The sequence below is a fragment of the Streptomyces sp. NPDC051940 genome (genome assembly GCF_040680895.1).
Taxonomy (GTDB): Bacteria; Actinomycetota; Actinomycetes; order Streptomycetales; family Streptomycetaceae; genus Streptomyces.
Genome location: NZ_JBFAXR010000010.1, coordinates 40066 through 60532 on the forward strand (window position 1 = coordinate 40066; position 20467 = coordinate 60532).

Sequence of the window (20467 nt, forward strand, 5' to 3'; positions counted from 1 at the left end):
TTCGGCAAATGCCATTAACTGGATGAAAGACGGGCGGACCCGAAGTTAATGTGATCGCAGAAACCTCCGTGTGGCGTATCGGCCCCGATGCCCTTGAGCTGCGCGGGAAAGCGCGGAGGCCGCGCCTGGTGGGCGCGGCCTCCGGTGTGTTCTGTTGTCGGTCCTGCTGTGCGGTGCTGCTACCGGATGGAGCGGCCTCCGCGTCCGATGCGCACCAGTGCGACGCCGGCCGTGACGGCCAGCAGGGCCGCCAGGCCCAGCAGGGCGCCCGGGGAGCCGGTGCCGGCCATCGGACCCACGCTCATGGCGCGGTCCTCCGTGCCCTGGTTCCCGTCCTTGCTCCTGCCCTTGCTCCCGTCCTTGTCCTTGCCGCAGCCCGCGCCCGACTTCTTGTCGCAGGTGTCGACGGGGACCTTGACCTTGTCCTGGTTGTTCTCCGGGTTCGGATCGGACGTACCGGACGTGGCCGTCCCCGTGTTGACCAGGTCCGAGCCGTCGCCGGTGTAGCCCTGGCGGAGCATGACCGTGATCCGGACCGAGGCCGTCGCGCCGCTCGCGAGGGTGGCGATCGGCGGACAGGTCACCAGTTGGCCCTTGGCGGTGCAGCCGTCCTCCGAGGACACGAAGCCGATCGGGCCGGGAAGCAGGTCGGTGATCACCACGTCCTCCGCGGCCGCGGGACCGTGGTTCACCACCTCCAGCTCGTAGTCGAACGGCACACCCGGGCGGACGACGTCCGCCAGAGCCGTCTTCCTCATCTCCAGGTCGGCCTTCGGGTCGGGCACCGGCACGACCTCGCCGACGTGGTCCTCGACCTCCCCGGGTCCGCCGTAGCCGTACGGCTGCGGCGTCTGCTGCCGCAGCGCGCGCGCCGCCTCGCGGGGGTCGCCGTAGAGGCGGAGCCGCAGATAGGTGGTGCCGGTCACCGGGTTCTTCGTGCCGCTCCAGGTCAGCACGGCCTTGGTGGCACGGTCGGGTACGTCGGCCGTGGCCAACTCGCCCTCGTCGAAGACGCCGTTGATGTCGAAGTCGATCCAGCCGGCGAGTACCGCGGCCCGGCCGGTGGTGTTGGTCACGGGGACGGTGAGGACGGCCTTCTCCTGGTCCTGGTAGATCACCGGCAGGACGGTCACGCCCTCCTCGTCGGCATCACCGCGGGCGGCCCTGCCCGGCATGCCGTCCATGTCGGCCTCGACCCCGCCGCCGATCCGCAGACCGGGAACGATCTCGTGGTAGGGGCCGTCGGAGGCGAGTCGGGTCTGGTAGCTGTCCGGTGCGTCGCCGAAGTCGTACGGCGGCGCCGGCAGCGTCTTCGAGCAGCGCGGATCGGTCGAGCCCTCCGGGCAGTTGGACCCGGGCGGGCCGACGACGGTGTTCACCAGCCGGTCGTCCCCGGCCGGCACCGCGGCCATCCGCATCGTGTAGGTGATGGTCACCGTGCCGTCCACCGGGATGCCCCCGGTCCAGGTGAGGATCGGCTCGGCGTACGTCACCAGCCCGGAGGTGGCGGAGGCGTCGTCGTTGTACGTCGCGTCGTCCAGCACCCGGGTGAGATCGTCGGTCAGGGTGGTGGCCGAGTAGTCGGCCTGGCCGGTGTTGGTGATCTCGATGGTGTAGCTCACCGTGTCACCGGGGCCCGGTTTGTTCGGGGTCGCCTTCTTGACGATGACGAGCGACTTGACCGGGACGACCGGCGTGCACTTCGGGTCGGTCGAGCCCGCCGGGCAGTTGGTGCCGGGCGGACCGACCACCACGTTGGCCAGCTTCCCGTCACCCGTCACCGGGTCGTTCACCTTCACCGAGTAGGTGATCGTCACCACGCCGTCCACCGGGACGCTCCCGGTCCACGTCAGCGTCGGAGCCGCATACACCGCCTCACCGGTCGTGGCCGACGCGTCACCGTTGTACGTCGCATCGTCGATCACACCCGACAAGTCGTCCGTCACCACCGCGTCCGGATACGCGGCCTCGCCCGTGTTCGTGACCGTGATCGTGTAGTTCACCGTGTCACCCGGCAGGGCGTCCGCCCTGTCCGCCGTCTTCACGACCTCCAGGGACTTCACCGGGACGACCGGCGTGCACTTCGGGTCGGTCGAGCCCGCCGGGCAGTTGGTGCCGGGCGGACCGACCACCACGTTGGCCAGCTTCCCGTCACCCGTCACCGGGTCGTTCACCCTCACCGAGTAGGTGATCGTCACCACGCCGTCCACCGGGACGCTCCCGGTCCACGTCAGCGTCGGCGCCGCATACACCGCCTCACCGGTCGTGGCCGACGCGTCACCGTTGTACGTCGCATCATCGATCACACCCGACAAGTCGTCCGTCACCACCGCACCCGGATACGCGGCCTCGCCCGTGTTCGTGACCGTGATCGTGTAGTTCACCGTGTCACCCGGTACCGCGTCCGTCCTGTCCGCGGTCTTCACCACGTCCAGGGACTTCACCGGGACGACCGGCCTGCACGCCGGATCCGTTGAACCCGCCGGGCAGTTGGTGCCGCCGACCACGGCGTTGGTGAGCTTCTTGTCACCGGTCGCCGGATCCTTGACCGTCACCGAGTACGTGATCTCCGCCGTCCCGGCCGCCGGCACGTCGCCGGTCCAGGTCAGCGTCGGCGCCGCGTACTCCGTCTCCCCGATGGTGGCCGAGGCGTCGCCGTTGTAGACGGCGTCGTCCAGCACGCCCGAGAGGTCGTCGGAGAACGTCGCACCGGGGTAGTCGGCCTCGCCGGTGTTGGTCACCAGGACCGTGTACGTGACGGTGGCTCCCGGCACCGCGTCCGCCTTGTCGGCCGTCTTGGCGACCGTCACCGACAGGCTGAGGATCTTGACCTGGTAGTCCTCGACCTCACCTGCCGTGGCGACGAACCCGCTCGGCTGCGGATCGGCGACCGTACCCTCGTACAGCCGCAGCCGCACATAGGAGTCCCCGGCGACCCCGCCGGTCAGACCGGTCCAGGCGAGGTCCACCGAGGTCGCCCCGGCGGGCACCGGCACCAGCGCGCGCTCGCCGGCGTCGAACGTCCCGTCGCGGTCGAAGTCGACCCAGCCGGCCAGTGTCGCGGCCCGGCCGGTGGCGTTGTTGACCGGGACCGTCAGCTGATAGGTGCCCACCCCGTCGGCCGGGCCGGGCACGGTCGTCAGCGCGTCGTCGGCGTCCGAGGTGCCGTCGAGCGGGGTCCAGGCATCGCGCTCCGCCGTGACCCCCGCTCCCAGCGTGAGGTCGTTGTCCGCCACGAACCGTGCGCCGTCAGCGGCCTTCGAGGTGCCGTACGAGTCCGGCGCGTCGCCGAAGTCGTACGGGCGCAGGCAGCCGGCGGCGTCGTTGCCCGTGGTGGGGTTGGTCTGCCCGGCCCGCTGCGGGGTCTTCACCTCGGCCGCCGTGATGGGGTCGGCCGCCGTGGAGGTCGTCAGGTCGAACTGGTAGATGACACCGGTGGGGTTGTTGACCGCGAAGAAGTTCCCCAGGTCGTCGAAGTAGACGCCGCCGTAGCCCTGCGCGGCGGGCACCTTCACGCCCAGGTTGGTGATCGCGCCGGTGGCCGGGTTGAGCCGGCGCAGCGAGCCGTCGTTGAGGACGCCGTACAGATAGCCGTCCACGGGGTTGACCGCCCAGTCCGCGACGTTGCCGACGTCGGTGGTCGCGACGGTGGCGACGACCGAGCCGTACGTCGGACTGGTGGGGTCGATGTCGATGGTGAAGAGCCGGGAGGTGCCGTAGTCGCGGGTGTACAGCAGTGTGCCGTCCACCGAGTTGGCCGCCGAGTTCAGGCCCGACAGCTGCCCGGTCGGCCAGCCGGAGACCTTGATGTACACGGTCTCCCCGGTCGACGGATCCCATCTGCTGAGCGTTCCGTTGGCGGCGATGCCGACCACCGCGCCGTCCAGCCGGCTGTACCCGATGGACGGGCCCATGGTGTCCGTGTCCGCCATGGTCTGGGTACCCGCGGAGAGGTCCAGCTCGTACAGATCGCTCTCGCCGTTCACCAGCTGGTAGAGGTAGGCGACGTCGGAGCAGAAGTCCCCGATCTGCGGCTGCTTCACCGTCACCGTCGTGGTGCACCCGGCTTCCGCACCCGTGACGCAGTTGGACTGCGAGGAGCCGGTGACCGCGTTCGTGACGGTGCCGTCGCCGGTCAGCGCGTTGTTCAGCGTCACCGAGTAGGTCATCGTGGCCGACGCCCCCGGCGCCAGCGTGCTCGACCAGGTGATCTCCGGCGCGGTGTAGGCCGGTGTGCCGGTGCCGGCCTCCGCGTCACCGTTGTACGTCGCGTCGTCCAGCACCTCGGTCAGGTCGTCCGTCACCGGAGCGGTGACGGGGACCGTGCCGGTGTTGGTCACGGTCACGGTGTAGCCGACCTCGCTCCCCGCGGAGACCGTGGTTCCGGCGACCGGGGAGGACGTCTTGACGATCTGGTAAGCGGGGTCGTCGAACGTGACGGCCGCACACTCCGTCGGTGCGTCGATACCGACGAGGGCGGTCAGGTTCACGGGGCAGTTCTGGTACTCGCCCTTCGACGCCGTGACGTCCACGCTCAGCGTGCAGGACGCCTGGCCGGCGTCGAGGTCGCCGACGAGCTGCACCGACGTCCCGCCGGGGGTCGCGGCGACCGAGCCGTTCGTGCACGTCGTCGAGACACCGGCCGGGTCGGCCACCGTCAGCCCGACGGGCAGGTCGTCGGTGAACGACCAGCCCTTCTTCTGCAGCAGGTCGGAGGTGTTCGTGACGGTGAACGTCAGCGTCGACGTACTGCCCGACGGTGCGACGCCCGGGCTGAAGGCCTTGTCCACCCGGGGCGTGACGTCGAGTACCTCGATGTCGTCGAAAGCGGCGTCGTTGCCGGACGGGCTGCCGTTGGCGTTCACCATCCGGATCCCCAGCTCACTGCCGGAGAACAGTACGGGCGCGTCACTGGCCGCGTGGACCGCTTTGACGGACCTCCCGCCGATCGAGTAGGTCGTCGCCGAGGTGTCGGTGCAGGGGTTGATCGCCCCGTTCGACGCGGGGACCGCGGTCGCGCCGTCCATCAGGAAGAACTTCAGCTGGGGGCCGGAGACGTTGCAGTTCATGGCGGCCGAGGAGACGGAGAAGGTGAGGAACCTTCCCGGGGAGACCGGGATCGGCCGCTGGGTCTCGAACTGCACCGAGTTGGCCGCCGGCGCGGAGATGGTGAACGCCGCGACCCCGTGGTTCTTCGTGGAGTCCGCGGACCCGTTGAGCCGGCCCAGGCCGTCGACGAGGTCGCGCAGCGGACTCCACCACGTTCCGCAGTCGTCCGTACCCGGGGTGAACGACGCCGAGTCCGCCTTGTCGAGGACCCACCCGTTGCAGCCCGTCAGCCAGCCCGCGTTCGCCGTGTAGGTCATGGCCTGCGGCGCCGCCCCGGTGTAACTCGTCAGGAGGACGGGATCGCCCGTGACGTTCTCGAAGTCCTCCGCGTACAGCTCGACCGGATCCTCCGGGACACCGGGCTGCGCCGCCGCCTTCGCCGGCGCCGCGACCGCCGCGGGCCCAACCGCCACGGCGGGTGCGAGCGGCGCCACCATGAGGCCCGAGGCCAGAGCGGCGACAAGGCTCTCGACACCCCGTCTCCGCCACGGCCTTCGCTTCGTCCATCTTCCTTCGCGCATAAGGAAGGGTCTAAGCTCCGGCTGCTCCCACCCTGCTTACATATCGACCCTTTTTCAGCTTTTCACCCGGATAGAGGTTCACGATCGGCCTCATTCGGTACGGAAATCAACCGTCCGGACAGGGCCGGAGCACCGCGCTCCGCCCCTTCAGCAGGGGTGATACCAGCCCCGCCGGTAAGGCACAGAGGGCCCGGGCGTGCAACCGCGAGCGGGCCCGGCCCGCGCTCCGGGAAGGAGGCGCGGACCGGGCCCGTACGGCCGATGAGGCGGGGGTCAGCCCCAGGTGATGAGCTTCTTCGGGTTCTCCAGCACCGCCGCGATGTCCGCGAGGACCTTCGAGCCCAGCTCGCCGTCCACCAGGCGGTGGTCGAACGACAGCGCCAGCGTCGTGACGTGGCGCGGCTTGACCTTGCCCTTGTGGACCCACGGCTGCAGCCTGATCGCGCCGAAGGCCAGGATCGCCGACTCGCCGGGGTTGAGGATCGGCGTGCCGGTGTCGACGCCGAAGACGCCGACGTTCGTGATGGTCACCGTGCCGCCCGACATGTCCGCCGGGGTGGTCCTGCCCTCGCGGGCCGTCGCCACCAGCTCGCCCAGGGACGCCGCCAGCTCGGGCAGCGTCCTGGCGTCGGCGTCCTTGATGTTCGGCACGATGAGCCCGCGCGGGGTGGCCGCGGCGATGCCCAGGTTCACGTAGTGCTTGAGGACGATCTCCTGGTTCTCCTCGTCCCAGGACGCGTTCACGTCCGGGTTCCGCCTGATGGCGATGAGGAGCGCCTTGGCGACGAGGAGGAGCGGGTTGACCCGCAGGCCCGCCATGTCCTTGTCGGCCTTCAGGTCCTGGACCAGCTTCATCGTCCGCGTCACGTCGACGGTGATGAACTCCGTGACGTGCGGGGCGGTGAAGGCGCTGCCGACCATGGCCTGGGCGGTCATCTTGCGTACGCCCTTGACCGGGATCCGCGTCTCGCGGGCGCCGGCGGTCACCGCGACGGGCGCGGGGGCCGCGACGGCCACCGGCTCCTCGACCGGGGCCGGTGCCTGCCGGGCGGCCACGGCCGCGTGGACGTCCTCGCGGGTGACGATGCCGCCCGCGCCGGTCGCGACGACGGTCGCGAGGTCCACGCCGAGGTCCTTCGCCAGCTTGCGTACCGGCGGCTTGGCCAGCGGACGGTCCTCGCCCGGCACGGGCGCCGGGATCGCCGGGGCGGCCGGGGCCACCGGGGCGATGCCGATGGCGGCGTCCGCCGGGGCGGCGGTGCCGTTCATCTCGGCCTGCACCGCGGCGGTGGCCGGGGAGGCCCCGCCGGGCGCCTTGCGGGCGCGGCGCTTGGTGGAGCCCTCGGCCACGCCGTAGCCGACGAGCACGGGCTCGCGCTTGGCGGGAGCGGGCGCGGCGGCCGGAGCGGCGGGCGCGGCAGCGGCGGCGGGAGCCTCCGGGGCTGCCTCACCGGCGCCCGGCTGGGTGTCCACGGCGATGATCGCCGTGCCGACGTCCACCGTGGCGCCCTCCTCGAAGCGCAGCTCGTGCACCACGCCGTCGAACGGGATCGGCAGCTCCACGGCCGCCTTCGCCGTCTCGACCTCGCACACGACCATGCCGTCGTGCACCTCGTCGCCGGGCTGGACGTACCACTTGAGGATCTCTGCCTCGGTGAGCCCCTCGCCCACGTCCGGCATCTTGAATTCGCGGAAGCGCGTCATTGTGCGGTGCTCCCCTTCCTCAGTACGCGAGCGCGCGGTCGACGGCGTCGAGCACGCGGTCCAGGTTCGGGAGGTACTCCTCCTCGAGCCGGGCCGGCGGGTACGGCGCGTGGAAGGCTCCCACACGCAGCACCGGGGCTTCCAGATGGTAGAAGCAGCGCTCCGTGATCCGCGCGGCGATCTCGGCACCGGAGCCGAAGAAGGTCGGCGCCTCGTGCACGACGACCAGCCGGCGGGTCTTCTCGACGGACGCCTGGACCGTGTCGAAGTCGAGCGGGGAGACCGAACGCAGGTCGAGGACCTCGAGGCTCTTGCCCTCCTCGGCCGCGGCGGCCGCGACCTCCAGGCAGGTCTTCACCATCGGTCCGTACGCGACGAGCGTCAGGTCCGTGCCCTCGCGCACCACGCGGGCCGTGTGCAGCGGCGCGGGGATGGCGGTGGTGTCGACGTCGCCCTTGTCCCAGTAGCGGCGCTTGGGCTCGAAGTAGATCACCGGGTCGTCGGACGCGATGGCCTGCTGCATCATCCAGTAGGCGTCGGCCGGGTTCGACGGCGAGACGCACTTCAGACCCGCGACGTGCGCGAAGAGCGCCTCGGGGGACTCGCTGTGGTGCTCGACCGCGCCGATGCCGCCGCCGTAGGGGATGCGGATGACGACGGGCAGCTTGACCTTGCCGAGCGCCCGGGCGTGCATCTTGGCCAGCTGGGTGACGATCTGGTCGTACGCCGGGAAGACGAAGCCGTCGAACTGGATCTCCACCACGGGCCGGTAGCCGCGCAGCGCCAGGCCGATGGCCGTACCCACGATGCCGGACTCGGCCAGCGGGGTGTCGATGACGCGGTCCTCGCCGAAGTCCTTCTGCAGACCGTCGGTGATCCGGAAGACGCCGCCGAGCTTGCCGACGTCCTCGCCCATGACGAGGACCTTCGCGTCGTCCTCCATGGCCTTGCGCAGGGAGGCGTTGATCGCCTTCCCGAGTGCCATCTTCTCAACAGCCATGATCAGTTGCCCTCCTCGGCGAAGCTCGCCTGGTAGGCGGCGTACTGCGCGCGCTCCTCGTCCACGAGCGCGTGGCCGTCGGCGTAGATGTTCTCGAACATGGCCATGTCGTCGGGGTCGGTCATGTTCCGGATGGCCTCACGCACCCGCTTGCCGGTCGTCTCCGACTCGGTCTCCAGCTCCGTAAAGAAGGCGGCGTCCGCCAGCCCCTCCTTCTCCAGATACGTGCGCAGCCGCAGGATCGGGTCCTTGGCCTCCCACGACTTGCGCTCGTCGTCGCTGCGGTAGCGCGTCGGGTCGTCGGAGGTGGTGTGGGCGCCCATCCGGTACGTGAACGCCTCGACGAGCATCGGGCCCTGGCCGGAGCGGGCGTGCTCCAGGGCGGCCCGGGTCACGGCCAGCACGGCGAGGACGTCGTTGCCGTCCACGCGCACGCCCGGGAAGCCGAAGCCCAGCGCGCGCTGGTAGATCGGCACCCGGGACTGCTTCTCGGTGGGCTCGGAGATCGCCCACTGGTTGTTCTGGCAGAAGAACACGACCGGCGCGTTGTACACGGCCGAAAAGGTGAACGCCTCGTTCACGTCGCCCTGGGAGGAGGCGCCGTCGCCGAAGTACGCGATGACCGCGGAGTCCGCCCCGTCCTTCGCGATGCCCATCGCGTAGCCCGTGGCGTGCAGCGCCTGCGAGCCGATGACGATCGTGTACAGGTGGAAGTTGTTGCTGTTCGGGTCCCAGCCGCCGTTGTTCACGCCGCGGAACATGCCCAGCAGCGACTCGGGCGGGACCCCGCGGCACCAGGCCACGCCGTGCTCGCGGTAGGTCGGGAAGACGTAGTCGTCGTCGCGCAGCGCGCGGCCGGAGCCGATCTGGGCGGCCTCCTGGCCCAGCAGCGACGGCCACAGACCCAGCTCGCCCTGGCGCTGCAGGGTGACGGCCTCGGCGTCGAAGCGGCGGGTCAGCACCATGTCGCGGTACAGCGCGCGCAGCTGGTCGGGGCTGAGGTCGATGGAGTAGTCCGGGTGCTCGACGCGCTCGCCCTCGGGGGTCAGCAGCTGTACGAGCTCGGGCTCCTGGCTGGTCTTCTTGGCCGCAGCGCTGCTCGTGCGCTTGCTGCCGCTGCGACGCGGCGGTTTGCGCGCGGCGGTGCTCTCCACGGTCACGGTGTGCTCCTGACGTTTCTCCGGCCCCCGGGGTCGCCGGGGCCTTAGGACTCCCGACCGGCGGCCGGGAGGCGGCTCACCCGAGTCCCTGGCGGGCGCACGGGGTGTGTGCGCCTGCGTACGGACCGGATGTGACAGGCGCCCGGCGACTACCTCGGCAGGCACGTTACCCAGTGAACGCTGCGCGTGCGAACCGCTCCTGACCTGCGACTTTCCTTGGATTTCCAAGTAAATCGCGGATTCGGCGATCCAACCACTGGTCACGGGCCCGCTGGCGGCCGGGACGCTAGCACGTTAACTCGGAGCCCGGCGGCAGGGGAAGGCCCAATATGTGAGACTGGCATCGTGCCCGAAAACGGAAAAATCACCGTATTCCTACTCGATGACCACGAAGTGGTACGCCGCGGGGTGCACGAGATGCTCGCGGTCGAGTCCGACATCGAGGTCGTCGGCGAGGCCGGAACCGCCGCGGACGCCCTGGTCCGGATCCCGGCCGTGCAGCCGGACGTGGCCGTCCTCGACGTACGCCTGCCCGACGGCAGCGGCGTGGAGGTCTGCCGGGAGATCCGCTCGAACAACCCCGACATCAAGTGCCTGATGCTCACGTCCTTCGCCGACGACGAGGCGCTCTTCGACGCGATCATGGCCGGCGCCTCCGGCTATGTGCTGAAGGCCATCCGGGGCAACGAGCTGCTGACCGCCGTACGCGACGTGGCGGCCGGCAAGTCGCTGCTCGACCCCGTGGCCACCGCCGCCGTACTGGAGCGGCTGCGCGACGGCGGCAAGGACAAGGGCGACGACAAGCTCGCCTCCCTCACCGAGCAGGAGCGCAAGATCCTCGACCTGATCGGCGAGGGCATGACGAACCGCGCGATCGGCGAGGAGCTCCATCTCGCCGAGAAGACGATCAAGAACTACGTCTCGTCGCTGCTGTCGAAGCTGGGCATGGAGCGCAGGTCGCAGGCGGCGGCGTACGTGGCGCGCAAGCAGGCTTCCCGGGGCGAGTAGGGCGGATCAGCCCGCCGTGGCGCCGCCGTCGTTGGTGGCGCCGCCGTCCGTGGTGGTGCCGCCGTCCGTCGTCGTACCGCCGTCGGTCGTCGTGCCGCCGTCCGTGGTGGTGCCGCCGTCCGTCGTCGTGCCGCCGTCGGTCGTCGTGCCGCCGTCCGTGGTGGTGCCGCCGTCCGTCGTCGTACCGCCGTCCGTCGTCGTACCGCCGTCGCCCGACGGGGACTGCGAGGGCGACTGCGACGGCTCTTCCGAGGGCGTCTGTGACGGCTCCTGCGAGGGCGTGGTGTGCTCGGTCTCGTCGAACGTCGGCTCGTCCTCGGTCGGCTCGTCCGACTCCTCGGGCTGCGACTGCTCCTCCGACGGCGTCTGCTCCAGCGTCGGTGTGGGCGTCTGCTTGTTCTCCTGCCCGTCGCCCGGGTCGGACTGGCTGAGGGCGAAGGCCACGCCCGCGACGACCGCCACCACGGCCAGCGCCGCCAGCAGCCACCACTTGCCCCGGCCCCCGCTCTCCTCGCGCGGACCCGGGTCGAAGCCGCCGTCGTCCGGCCCGCTCTGGCGCAGCAGCCGCGGCGGGGTGTCCCGGCCCGCGGCGCCGCCGCCCAGCACGGTGGTCGCCGTCGGCGAGCCCATGGGCGGGGTGTGACCCGCCATCGGCACCGCGCCGGTGTTCCAGGCGCCGGTGTGCCCGCCGACCTCGCGGTACATCCGCAGGGCGTACTCCACGACGCCCCGCATCTCCTCGGCCGTCTGGAACCGGTCGTCCGGCTCCTTGGCCAGCGAGCGCATCACCAGGCCGTCCAGCTCCGGCGGCACGGTGTCGCTGTGCGCGGACGGGGGCAGCGGCATGTCCTGGACGTGCTGGTAGACCACGGACAACGGGGTCTCGCCGACGAACGGGGGCCGCAGGGCCAGCAGCTCGTACAGCAGGCAGCCCACGGCGTACAGATCGGAGCGGGTGTCGATGGTCTTGCCCAGCGCCTGCTCGGGGGAGAGGTACTGGGGCGTGCCCATGACCATGCCGGTCTGGGTCATGGTGGAGGCCGCCGCGTGCATGGCGCGGGCGATGCCGAAGTCCATCACCTTCACCGCGCCGGTGCTGGTGATGATGACGTTCGCGGGCTTGATGTCGCGGTGCACGATGCCGTGCGTGTGGCTGTAGGCCAGGGCCTCCAGCACACCGGAGATGATCAGCAGCGCCTGGTCCACGGGCGGGGCTTCGGCGTCGACGAGCAGCTCGCGGATGGTCTTGCCCTCGACGAGCTCCATCACGATGTACGGCACGGAGTTGCCGTTCACCTCGTCCTCGCCGGAGTCGTAGACCGCGACGATCGCGTGGTGGTTCAGGCCGGCCACGGACTGGGCCTCGCGGGTGAAGCGGGCCTTGGACGTCGGGTCCTCGGCGAGGTCCGCGCGCAGCAGCTTCACGGCGACCTCGCGGCCCAGGCGGACGTCCTCGGCGGCGAACACCTCGGCCATACCGCCGCGGCCGATCCGCCGGGTCAGGCGGTAGCGGCCGTCGCCGACGAGCCCGCCGTTGCCCCAGGCCTCGGGCGAGTCGGGCATACCGCGCTGGCCCGTGGGCCCGCCGGTAGCGCCCGCTCCGGACGGCTCGTGCGGATTGTCCGTCTGCGCCATCAGTCCTCGCCCGTGGTCCATCGCCTCTGGCTGCACGGTACCGCGCGATCAGCGCGTTTCTTCCCGTCCGGCTGCCACTGTCGTGAACGGACCATGCAACCGGGTCTCTGCCGTGCGTGGCAAATCCGCAGGCGGATTTGCGTGGGCAGGTCAAGGAAGTGTGATACGTGGCGCTTGTGCGTCGCGGTCCGTCGCGCGCGCCGCGCTCACGCCCCTGCGCGGTCGGCGCTGCGCGCCTCGGCCTCAGACGCCGGCCGGGCTGGGATCGCGGTGCCGCCCCGCACACCGGGGCACCGGAGCTATCGGCGCTACGCGCCTCGGCCTCAAACGCCGGCCGGGCTGGGATCGCGGTCCGGCCCCGCACACCGGGGCACCGGAACTGTCGGCGCTACGCGCCTCGGCCTCAAACGCCGGCCGGGCTGGGATCGCGGTCCGGCCCCGCACACCGGGGCACCGGAGCTATCGGCGCTACGCGCCTCGGCCTCAAACGCCGGCCGGGCTGAGGACGCACCCCGGTCCCGTTTCGCCGTAGCGCCGGGCTGGGCTGGGGTGTCGCCGTGTCCCCAGGCGCCGGCGTCAGGTAAGGCGGACGGTGACGGGTGGTGTGTGGGTGGGGGCAATCCCCGCGCCGGAGGCGCGGGGCGGCGCCGGCGCCACGGCACCGTTACGGAACGGACAAGCGGCTTGACGTGCCTGCACGGGCGGGCAGACTTGCCTTGCGTTGGCGATTACCGCACTGGGGGGCATCCGATCATGGGCGAGCCGCACGGGGACCGTGGGGGGCGATCGCTGGCCGGCGGCCGCTATCAGCTGCAGCAGCTGCTCGGTGCCGGAGGCATGGCCTCCGTGCACCTCGCACACGACACGTTCCTCGACCGCCCCGTGGCGATCAAGACGCTGCACGGCGAGCTCGGCCGCGAGGAGTCCTTCCGCCAGCGCTTCCGCCGCGAGGCACAGGCCGTGGCCAGGCTGTCGCACCCGAACGTCGTGTCCGTCTTCGACACCGGCGAGGACCACCTCGACGGCGCCCTCACCCCGTACATCGTGATGGAGTACGTCGAGGGCAGCCCGTTGCGCGACGTACTGGACGCCGACATCGCCGCGTACGGCGCGATGCCCGCCGACAAGGCGCTGCGGATCACCGCGGACGTGCTCGCCGCCCTGGAGGCCAGCCACGAGCACGGCATCGTGCACCGCGACATCAAGCCCGCGAACGTGATGATCGACAAGCGCGGCCTGGTCAAGGTGATGGACTTCGGCATCGCCCGCGCCATGCAGTCCGGTGTCACGAGCATGACCCAGACCGGCATGGTCGTGGGCACGCCCCAGTACCTCTCCCCCGAGCAGGCGCTGGGGCGCGGCGTCGACGCCCGCTCCGACGTCTACTCCGTGGGCATCCTGCTCTTCGAGCTGCTGACGGGGCGGATCCCGTTCGACGCGGACTCCCCGCTGGCGATCGCGTACGCCCACGTCCAGGAGGCGCCCCCGGCACCCTCCGCCTTCAACCGCGCCGTGCCGCCCGTCGTCGACACGCTCGTGGGCCGCGCGCTGGCGAAGAACCCGAACGAACGCTTCCCCACCGCCCGGGAGATGAACACCGAGGCGCGCCGCGCGGGCGGTATGACCCCGCCCGGCGCGATGCCCGCGGTCGTCGCCGCCCCGCACCACCAGTCGGGCGCCGGCGTGGCCTCCGCGGTGTTCCCGCCCGTGAACCCGGCGGCCGGCCCGTACCACTCACCGCCCCCGGGCGCCCCGCAGGGCTACCAACCCCTCAGCCTTCCCCAAGCTCTCGGCTTCGCTCGAGCAGGGGAGACCCCAATCGCCGGCTTCGGCCAGGCCCCGCCGACCCCGCCGGCGGGCGGTTACGCCACGCCCCCGCCGTACTCCCTCACCCCGCACCCGCCGGCCGGGCAGCCCGGCCGCAAGCGCAACACGGCGCTGATCGTCGCCTCGGCGATGGCCGCGATCGCCGCGGTCGCCGCGGTGGTCCTCGTGATCGCGCTCCAGGGTGACGACAAGAACGGCGACCCGGGCGCCGGCGGCAGCACGACGGCCACCCAGGGCACCAGCCCGCAGAGCACCGCGGACGCCAAGCAGGGCTTCCGGGAGCCTGACCGCTCGCGCACGATCGACGCGAGCCGCTGCACCGAGGCCCGGCCGGACTACGACGACAAGACCAAGCTCAGCGTGCCGGACTTCACGTACAAGGACTGGCACTCGGTCCGCGACTGCCTGACGGCCGCGGGCTGGACCTACGACGTCACCAAGCGGGACGACAGCCTCTGGCCGCAGGACACGGTGCTCGACCAGAACTTCAGCTCGCTGGACGGCTTCGACCCGAAGAAGGACCGCCTCAGGCTGGTCATCGCCACCGGCTACCCGCAGGGCTGAGCACCGCGTACGACGAAGGGGCGGCCACCCGGGCCGCCCCTCTCACGTCTCACGCCGAAGTCCTCACAGGTACGGACCCGACCGCGCCCCGCCCTGCCGCGGCCCGGCCTCCTCCTCGAGGCCGCCCGAGCCGGGCGGCAGCGCGCGGCGCATCTGCTCCAGCTGGGCGCGGGCCGCCATCTGCTGGGCGAACAGCGTCGTCTGGATGCCGTGGAAGAGGCCCTCCAGCCAGCCCACCAGCTGGGCCTGCGCGATCCGCAGCTCCGCCTCGCTCGGCACCACGTCGTCCGTGAACGGCAGCGACAGGCGCTCCAGTTCGTCGATCAGGTCGGGGGCGAGCCCGTCCTCCAGCTCCTTCACCGAGCTGGCGTGGATCTCCTTCAGCCGCACCCGGCTCGCCTCGTCCAGAGGCGCCGCCCGCACTTCCTCCAGCAGCTGCTTGATCATGCTGCCGATCCGCATGACCTTCGCCGGCTGTTCGACCATCTCCGTCACCGGAACCTCGCGTGACTCGTCATCCCCGTTCCCGCCGCCCGGGAGGGCGTTGCCGATGGCCATCCCGTCCGGTCCGACGACCAGGATGTGCTGGTTGTCCTGCGACTGCTCGTGGCTCGGAGTATTCATACGTCCCATTGTCCCGTACGGGCGGCCCGCCATGGTTGTGCCCCCGTACCGACGGGCCGAACCCGCCCGGTACGGGGGCACCGCCCCCCGTTCCCCCGTTACGCCTCGGCCCGGCGGGCCAGAGCGGTCCTGGAGCGCGTCACCAGCGCCGCCAGCAGGCCCGCGCCGAGGGGGACCGCGACCAGCAGCACCGCGAGCGTGTCCCAGGGGAGCACGATCGGCACGTGCGGCTTGGACGTCCAGTTCCCCGACGCCAGCATCTCGCGGTAGTGCTTCAGCCCGATCCGCTCGTCCGCGAGCCGCAGGCCGACCGCCGGCAGCACGCCCGCCGCCGACCCCAGCACCACGCCCATCGCCGCGACCGCGGCGCACTGCAGGCCGGACAGGGTGCGCCGGACCCGCGGCGCCGCGCCGACCGCGGCGAGGGTCCGCAGATCGGACTCGGCGTCGGCCTGCGCGAGGCCGGTGGCGATGCCGGCGGCGCCGATCGTCACCAGGGCGGCGAAGCCGAGCAGTCCGAGCTGGACGAAGCCGCGCTCCGGTACGAAGCCCTGCTCGACGTACAGCTCGGCCTCGGCGCCCAGATCGGCCTCCTCCTTCTCGTACGCCTGCTTCTCCTTGCTGGTGGGCGGGCGCTCGGTGGTGAAGTACGCGCCGAGCGGCCGGTCCGCCAGCCCCGCGTCCCGCACCACCTCGGGCGGCACCACCGCGCCCAGCCAGCGGGCGCCCGCGTCGGACTCGACGATCACGGCCGGGACGGAGCCGGCCTCGGCGGGGCCGTCCTTGCCCTCGACGTCCTCGGTCCAGGCGCCGATGCGGATCCGGCCGTCCTCGACGTACCTCCTGCCGAACGCCACCGCCTTGCCGTCGGCGAGCGCCGCCTTGGCCTCGGGGGAGTCCAGACCGAAGACCTCCAGCAGCGAGGCGTCGCCGACCATGAGCTCCGCGGGCCGGTAGGAGTAGTCGTCCCCGCCGTAGCCGGCGCAGCGCCAGTCCTCCTTGGCGAGCCGCAGCCTCTCCTGCGGCGGGAGCGCCTCGCCCTCCCTGTCGTCCAGCGGGCACCGGTTGGCCGCCGGCACGATCACCTGGACCTCGGTCTGCTCCCTCTCCGCCCCCCTGGCCTTCCCCAGGACCACGCCGAAGTCGGCGCGCCGGTCCACCGGCAGGGTCCGTTCGACCGCGGCGGCGACCGGATCGCGGTCGACGCCCTGGTCGGCGTACGCCGTCACCGACACCATCCCGTCGGGCAGCCGCGCCTCGTAACGGTCGCGCTGGCCCTGCTCGTCGCTGCTCATGAACGTGGCCACCGCCACCGTCCCGGCCACCGCCGCCAGCACCGCCGCGACGGCGGGCGCCGTACGGCCCCGGTTGCGCACCGCGTCGCGCACCGCGAGCCGCGGCGACAGCGGCAGCCAGCGGCCGATCCGCCCGAACACGCCGATCAGCAGCGGCGTCAGCGCCACCACGCCCAGCTCGGCGACGCCGCTGCCGAACCCGACCAGCAGGAAGCTGTCCGTCTGGGTCGCCCCGTACAGCGCGACCGCGGCCCCGAGGCCGACGGCGGCCAGCCCGAGCGTCGGCAGCAGGCGTCCGGTGCGCCGCACCCCGCGGCGGCCGGTGAGGGAGGCCAGCACGGTCTGCCGGGAGGCGGTGACGGCCGGCACGATCGCCGCCAGCAGCCCGGTGACGACGGCCAGCAGCGCGATCCCGCCCAGCTCGGCGGGCCGCAGCTGGAGCCCGCCGAAGCGCTGGCCCACCAGGCCCTCCAGCAGCGGCCGGAAGGCCAGCGTCAGGGCCACGGCCAGCACCAGCCCGGCCACCGCGGCGGCCACGCCCAGCACCAGTCCGCCGCCCAGCACGATCGCCCTGATATGGGAGCGGTTGCCGCCGTTGGCGCCGACCAGGCCCAGCTGGCGGCGCGAGCGGCGGGCGCCGACGGCGAAGGCGGGCCCGGCCAGCAGGCAGATCTCCAGCATCGCGAGCCCCGCCACGGTGGCCGCGACCACCAGGACCTCGGCGTCGGCGTCCTGCGCGCCCTGCCGGCTCCATCCGCCCTGCTCGGTCGTGTAGTACGGCACCTGGTCGTCCGGCGGCGGGTTCAGCAGCACGGACCGGGAGACCACCTGCAGGCCCTTGGTGTTGAGCTGCTTGACCTGGTCCCAGCTGACACCGCTGGGCAGGGCGACGAGGTAGCCCCGCTCCGGCGCCGGGCCCTCGGACTGCGCGGGGTCGGTGAGCAGATGGCCCGGGGTGCCGAGGAGTTCGGAGTTCTTCAGCTCCCTCGGCAGCTCGTAGGCGCCGGTGATGCGGAAGGTGCGGTTCGTCTCGCCGCGCAGGGTGACGCGGGAGCCGACGTACAGCCCGCTCTCGTCGAGGAAGTGCTGGGTGGCGGCGACCTCGTCGGGTGCGTCGGGGAACTCGCCGCGCAGCCGGGTCACGATGCCCTTGGTGAGGGGCGAGGCGGTGTCCAGCTCGCGGAGCGAGGTGTAGAGGATGCCGTGCCTGGTGCGGGCGCGACCGTACCCCTCGGAGTTGGTGACGACGGTGGCCCCGGCGGGCAGCAGCGCGGGCACGTCGACGGCCTTGGGCGGTTCGCCGCCGGAGGGCTCGTCGTCGATGTTCACGGGGGCCATGCCGCCCTCGCGCGGGTCGGGCGCCTGGTAGATCGGCTCGCCACCGGACCAGCCGGGGGTCACCAGGGCGTCCGCCGCGCCGAGTTCGCGGGTCAGCTGCTCCTCGATGGTGAGATCGGTGGAGCGCACGGTGATGTCGGCCGCCCCGACGCCCATGATGGGCAGGGCGATCATCGACAGGACGAGCAGGCTGCGGCCCTTGTTGCGGACGGCGTCACGGCGCGCGATCCGCAACGAGGCGCGCCAGCCGCGCAGCCAGGCGTTCACCGGACTCCCTCACCGGCCAGCAGCTGCTCGGCACCGCCGCGCAGGGTCTGGTCGACGACGGAGCCGTCGCGCAGGAACACCACCCGGTCCGCCCAGGCCGCGAAGCGCGGCTCGTGGGTGACGAGCACCCCGGCGGCGCCCGCGTCGCAGCGCTCGCGCAGCAGCCCGAGCACGGCCTCGCCGGTCTCGGAGTCCAGCGCGCCCGTCGGCTCGTCGGCCAGCACCAGCCGGCGGTCGCCGACCAGCGCGCGGGCGATGGCGACGCGCTGCTGCTGACCGCCGGACATCTCGTCCGGGAAGCGGTCGGCGAGCTCCGCCAGCCCCATCTCCTCGAGCGCGGCGAGGGCCTCCTTGCGGGCCTTCCCCGCCCGTACGCCGTCGAGTTCGCGGGGCAGCGCGATGTTCTCGGCGGCCGTCAGCGCCGGGATGAGGTTGTAGTCCTGGAAGACGTAGCCGATGGAGCGGCGGCGCAGCGCGGCCAGCCGCCGCCGGCTCACCGCGGTGATGTCGGTCCCCTCCACGAACACGCCGCCCGAGGTGGGCGTGTCCAGCCCGCCGGCCAGCGTGAGGAGGGTGGACTTGCCGGAGCCGGACGGGCCCATCACGGCGACGAGTTCGCCGGCGTGCACGTCCAGATCGATGCCGCGCAGCGCGTGCACCTCGGTGGCCCCGGTGCCGTGGGTGCGGGTCAGGGCCCGCAACTGCAGCACGGGGCGCTGCTCCTGGCCGGACATGGTTTCCCCCTGGTGGTTCGTCGTCCGGGCGTCGGGCCCGGTGCTGGTTCCGGTGTTCATCGGGTGCTGGTCCTGGCGTTCATCGGGTGCCGGTCCTGGCGTTCAGCCGGCGGAGTCGGAGTGCGCGCGGACGGGTTCGCCGGGCTGCGGCTGCCGCTTCGGCGTGCGGTGGGAGAGGCGGACCAGCCGTGACTCCGAGTGGTCCAGCCAGCGGGCCTCGGCCTCGCTCTGGAAGATCAGCTGCTCCAGTACGAGCAGCCAGGCCACGGCGTCGCTGCCCGCGTCCCCCTCCTCCACCGCCTGCAGGGCCTCCACCTTCAGCCGCGTGTAGTCCTGCATTGCCTTGAGCGTGTGGTGGCGCTGGCGCTGGATGACGTCCTTGATGTCGACGTCGGGCGCGCCGACGGCCATGGCGAGCTTGATGGCCAGCTCGTCGCGCGCGGGCCGCTGGCGGTCCACGGGCGTGGCGTACCAGGAGCGCAGTTCGGCGCGGCCCTCACCGGTGATGGCGTACAGCGGGTGGCCGGAGTCGTCGGCCCCGTGCGGGGTGACGAAGCCGTCGCGCTCCAGCCGGCTCAGCGTCGTGTACACCTGGCCGACGTTCAGCGGCCAGGTGGCGCCCGTGCGGGCCTCGAACTCGGCGCGGAGCTGATTGCCGTAGCGGGGGCCCGGTTCGAGGAGGGCGAGAAGTCCGTGGCGGATCGACATACTCGGTATGTATACCGAGTATGCAGCGCCTCGGCAAGCACCCCTACCCGATCAGGTCACTCGGAAATGCCCCGGTTTGCCTCACATGTGACGCTCGTTCTGTCACTCGGCGTTCCCGGTACGGGAAAGGGGCAGGGCCGTGGTCCACGTACTCCGCCCGCACCGCGCGGCCGCTCGGCTGGCCGCCGCGGCGGTGCTGGCCGGTGTGCTGCCGGTGGTCGCGCCGGAAGCGGCGCTCGGACTCGCGGAGGGGCGCGGAGGCGGCCTGCGCTCCGGAGTACGGGCGGAGGCCGACCCGTTCTCACCGCCCCCGGACCGGCTGGCAGGCAGCCAGGCGGGGGAGGGGCGGACGCGTCCGGGGCGGGGCGAGGAGAGCGCGCAGGCATCCGTGCCCCCGGTTCCGGAGGCGTCGGACGTCCCGGCCGCCGAGGCTTCGCAGCCGCCGGCCGCGGAGGCCGGAGGAGGTCCGTCCGCGGACGCGGGAACGGGTATGAGCGCGGCACCGGCCGGCAGTGCGCCCCCGGCCGAGGGCTCCCCCGGCGCCACTGCGAGCGGCGCCGTACCGGAGGCGACGCCGTCCGGTTCGCCCCCACCGGTACGGGAGTCCGAGGCGGCGGCCGCCGGACCCGGGAGCGGACATCCCACCGCCGGGTCCCGCCCCCGCAAACCGTCCGCCCCCCGCCCGCACCTCACCCCGCGACCGGTCACCCCGCCCTACGCCGAGGAGGAGCCGTCCGCGCCGCTGCTGCCGCCCGGTTCGGCGCCGGAGCAGACGCTGACGTACATCCTCGAGGCGGAGGAGTCCGCCTCGCCCCGGGCGATGCGGCACCAGCGCGCGGCGGCGGCCGCGGAGCGGGTGCTGCCGTTCGGGACGGGGATGGTGCTGATGGGCCTGGGTCTGGGCTTCATCGGACTGCGGCTGCGCCGCAGACCGCCGGGGGGCTGGTAGGTCACCGGGGGCCCGACCGGCCTG

At 72.2% G+C, this 20467-nt stretch carries 12 protein-coding genes; 3 read left to right on the top strand and 9 right to left on the bottom strand.

The genetic code is table 11. The features are described from left to right. Nucleotides 1-179: 179 nt before the first annotated feature. The 4 genes from AB0M28_RS06815 to pdhA form a co-directional block, all read right to left on the bottom strand. Nucleotides 180-5546, bottom strand: a complete 5367-nt coding sequence (locus AB0M28_RS06815) for a GEVED domain-containing protein (protein ID WP_365398896.1) — start codon at nt 5544-5546, stop codon at nt 180-182. 357 nt (nt 5547-5903) lie between these two features. Then, the gene (locus AB0M28_RS06820; protein WP_365398898.1) at nt 5904-7334 is read right to left on the bottom strand and encodes a dihydrolipoamide acetyltransferase family protein; all 1431 of its coding nucleotides are present in this window, start codon (nt 7332-7334) and stop codon (nt 5904-5906) included. Nucleotides 7335-7353: 19 nt separating this feature from the next. Further along, nucleotides 7354-8334 (bottom strand): alpha-ketoacid dehydrogenase subunit beta, encoded by a 981-nt coding sequence (locus tag AB0M28_RS06825; protein ID WP_365398901.1) that lies wholly within the window; start codon nt 8332-8334, stop codon nt 7354-7356. Between the two features lie 2 nt (nt 8335-8336). Further along, a complete protein-coding gene (gene pdhA / locus AB0M28_RS06830) occupies nt 8337-9494 on the bottom strand; it encodes a pyruvate dehydrogenase (acetyl-transferring) E1 component subunit alpha (protein ID WP_365398903.1) in 1158 nt (385 codons plus the stop codon). A gap of 345 nt (nt 9495-9839) precedes the next feature. On the opposite strand from pdhA, the gene AB0M28_RS06835 reads away from it, so the two are divergent. Next, nucleotides 9840-10502 (top strand): response regulator transcription factor, encoded by a 663-nt coding sequence (locus tag AB0M28_RS06835; RefSeq protein ID WP_365398905.1) that lies wholly within the window; start codon nt 9840-9842, stop codon nt 10500-10502. A gap of 6 nt (nt 10503-10508) precedes the next feature. On the opposite strand, the gene AB0M28_RS06840 is transcribed toward AB0M28_RS06835, so the two are convergent. Further along, nucleotides 10509-12065 carry a protein kinase gene (locus tag AB0M28_RS06840; protein ID WP_365399081.1) on the bottom strand — a complete coding sequence of 519 codons (1557 nt, stop codon included), beginning with the start codon at nt 12063-12065 and terminating at the stop codon, nt 10509-10511. A gap of 825 nt (nt 12066-12890) precedes the next feature. Between AB0M28_RS06840 and AB0M28_RS06845 the strand changes: the two genes are divergently transcribed. Continuing rightward, nucleotides 12891-14528, top strand: coding sequence for a protein kinase (locus AB0M28_RS06845; RefSeq protein WP_365398908.1), 1638 nt, complete (start codon nt 12891-12893; stop codon nt 14526-14528). A gap of 63 nt (nt 14529-14591) precedes the next feature. Here the strand turns inward: AB0M28_RS06845 and AB0M28_RS06850 are convergent, their stop codons facing one another. The 4 genes from AB0M28_RS06850 to AB0M28_RS06865 form a co-directional block, all read right to left on the bottom strand. Continuing rightward, the gene (locus AB0M28_RS06850) at nt 14592-15152 is read right to left on the bottom strand and encodes a bacterial proteasome activator family protein (RefSeq protein ID WP_365398911.1); all 561 of its coding nucleotides are present in this window, start codon (nt 15150-15152) and stop codon (nt 14592-14594) included. A gap of 98 nt (nt 15153-15250) precedes the next feature. Further along, nucleotides 15251-17959 carry an FtsX-like permease family protein gene (locus tag AB0M28_RS06855; protein ID WP_365399084.1) on the bottom strand — a complete coding sequence of 903 codons (2709 nt, stop codon included), beginning with the start codon at nt 17957-17959 and terminating at the stop codon, nt 15251-15253. A gap of 89 nt (nt 17960-18048) precedes the next feature. Beyond that, a complete protein-coding gene (locus tag AB0M28_RS06860; protein ID WP_365399087.1) occupies nt 18049-18786 on the bottom strand; it encodes an ABC transporter ATP-binding protein in 738 nt (245 codons plus the stop codon). Nucleotides 18787-18888: 102 nt separating this feature from the next. Continuing rightward, complete coding sequence (locus AB0M28_RS06865; RefSeq protein WP_365398914.1) at nt 18889-19494, bottom strand: PadR family transcriptional regulator; 606 nt, start codon at nt 19492-19494, stop codon at nt 18889-18891. Between the two features lie 139 nt (nt 19495-19633). Between AB0M28_RS06865 and AB0M28_RS06870 the strand changes: the two genes are divergently transcribed. After that, a complete protein-coding gene (locus AB0M28_RS06870) occupies nt 19634-20443 on the top strand; it encodes a hypothetical protein (RefSeq protein WP_365398917.1) in 810 nt (269 codons plus the stop codon). Nucleotides 20444-20467 lie beyond the last annotated feature (24 nt).

Coding starts and splice junctions, on each gene's coding strand:
- AB0M28_RS06815 (WP_365398896.1), bottom strand. CDS start 5,546: ATGGTGGCGCCGCTCGCACCCGCCGTGGCGGTTGGGCCCGCGGCGGTC.
- AB0M28_RS06820 (WP_365398898.1), bottom strand. CDS start 7,334: ATGACGCGCTTCCGCGAATTCAAGATGCCGGACGTGGGCGAGGGGCTC.
- AB0M28_RS06825 (WP_365398901.1), bottom strand. CDS start 8,334: ATGGCTGTTGAGAAGATGGCACTCGGGAAGGCGATCAACGCCTCCCTG.
- AB0M28_RS06840 (WP_365399081.1), bottom strand. CDS start 12,065: ATGCCCGACTCGCCCGAGGCCTGGGGCAACGGCGGGCTCGTCGGCGAC.
- AB0M28_RS06845 (WP_365398908.1), top strand. CDS start 12,891: ATGGGCGAGCCGCACGGGGACCGTGGGGGGCGATCGCTGGCCGGCGGC.
- AB0M28_RS06850 (WP_365398911.1), bottom strand. CDS start 15,152: ATGAATACTCCGAGCCACGAGCAGTCGCAGGACAACCAGCACATCCTG.
- AB0M28_RS06855 (WP_365399084.1), bottom strand. CDS start 17,959: ATGATCGCCCTGCCCATCATGGGCGTCGGGGCGGCCGACATCACCGTG.
- AB0M28_RS06860 (WP_365399087.1), bottom strand. CDS start 18,786: ATGTCCGGCCAGGAGCAGCGCCCCGTGCTGCAGTTGCGGGCCCTGACC.
- AB0M28_RS06865 (WP_365398914.1), bottom strand. CDS start 19,494: ATGTCGATCCGCCACGGACTTCTCGCCCTCCTCGAACCGGGCCCCCGC.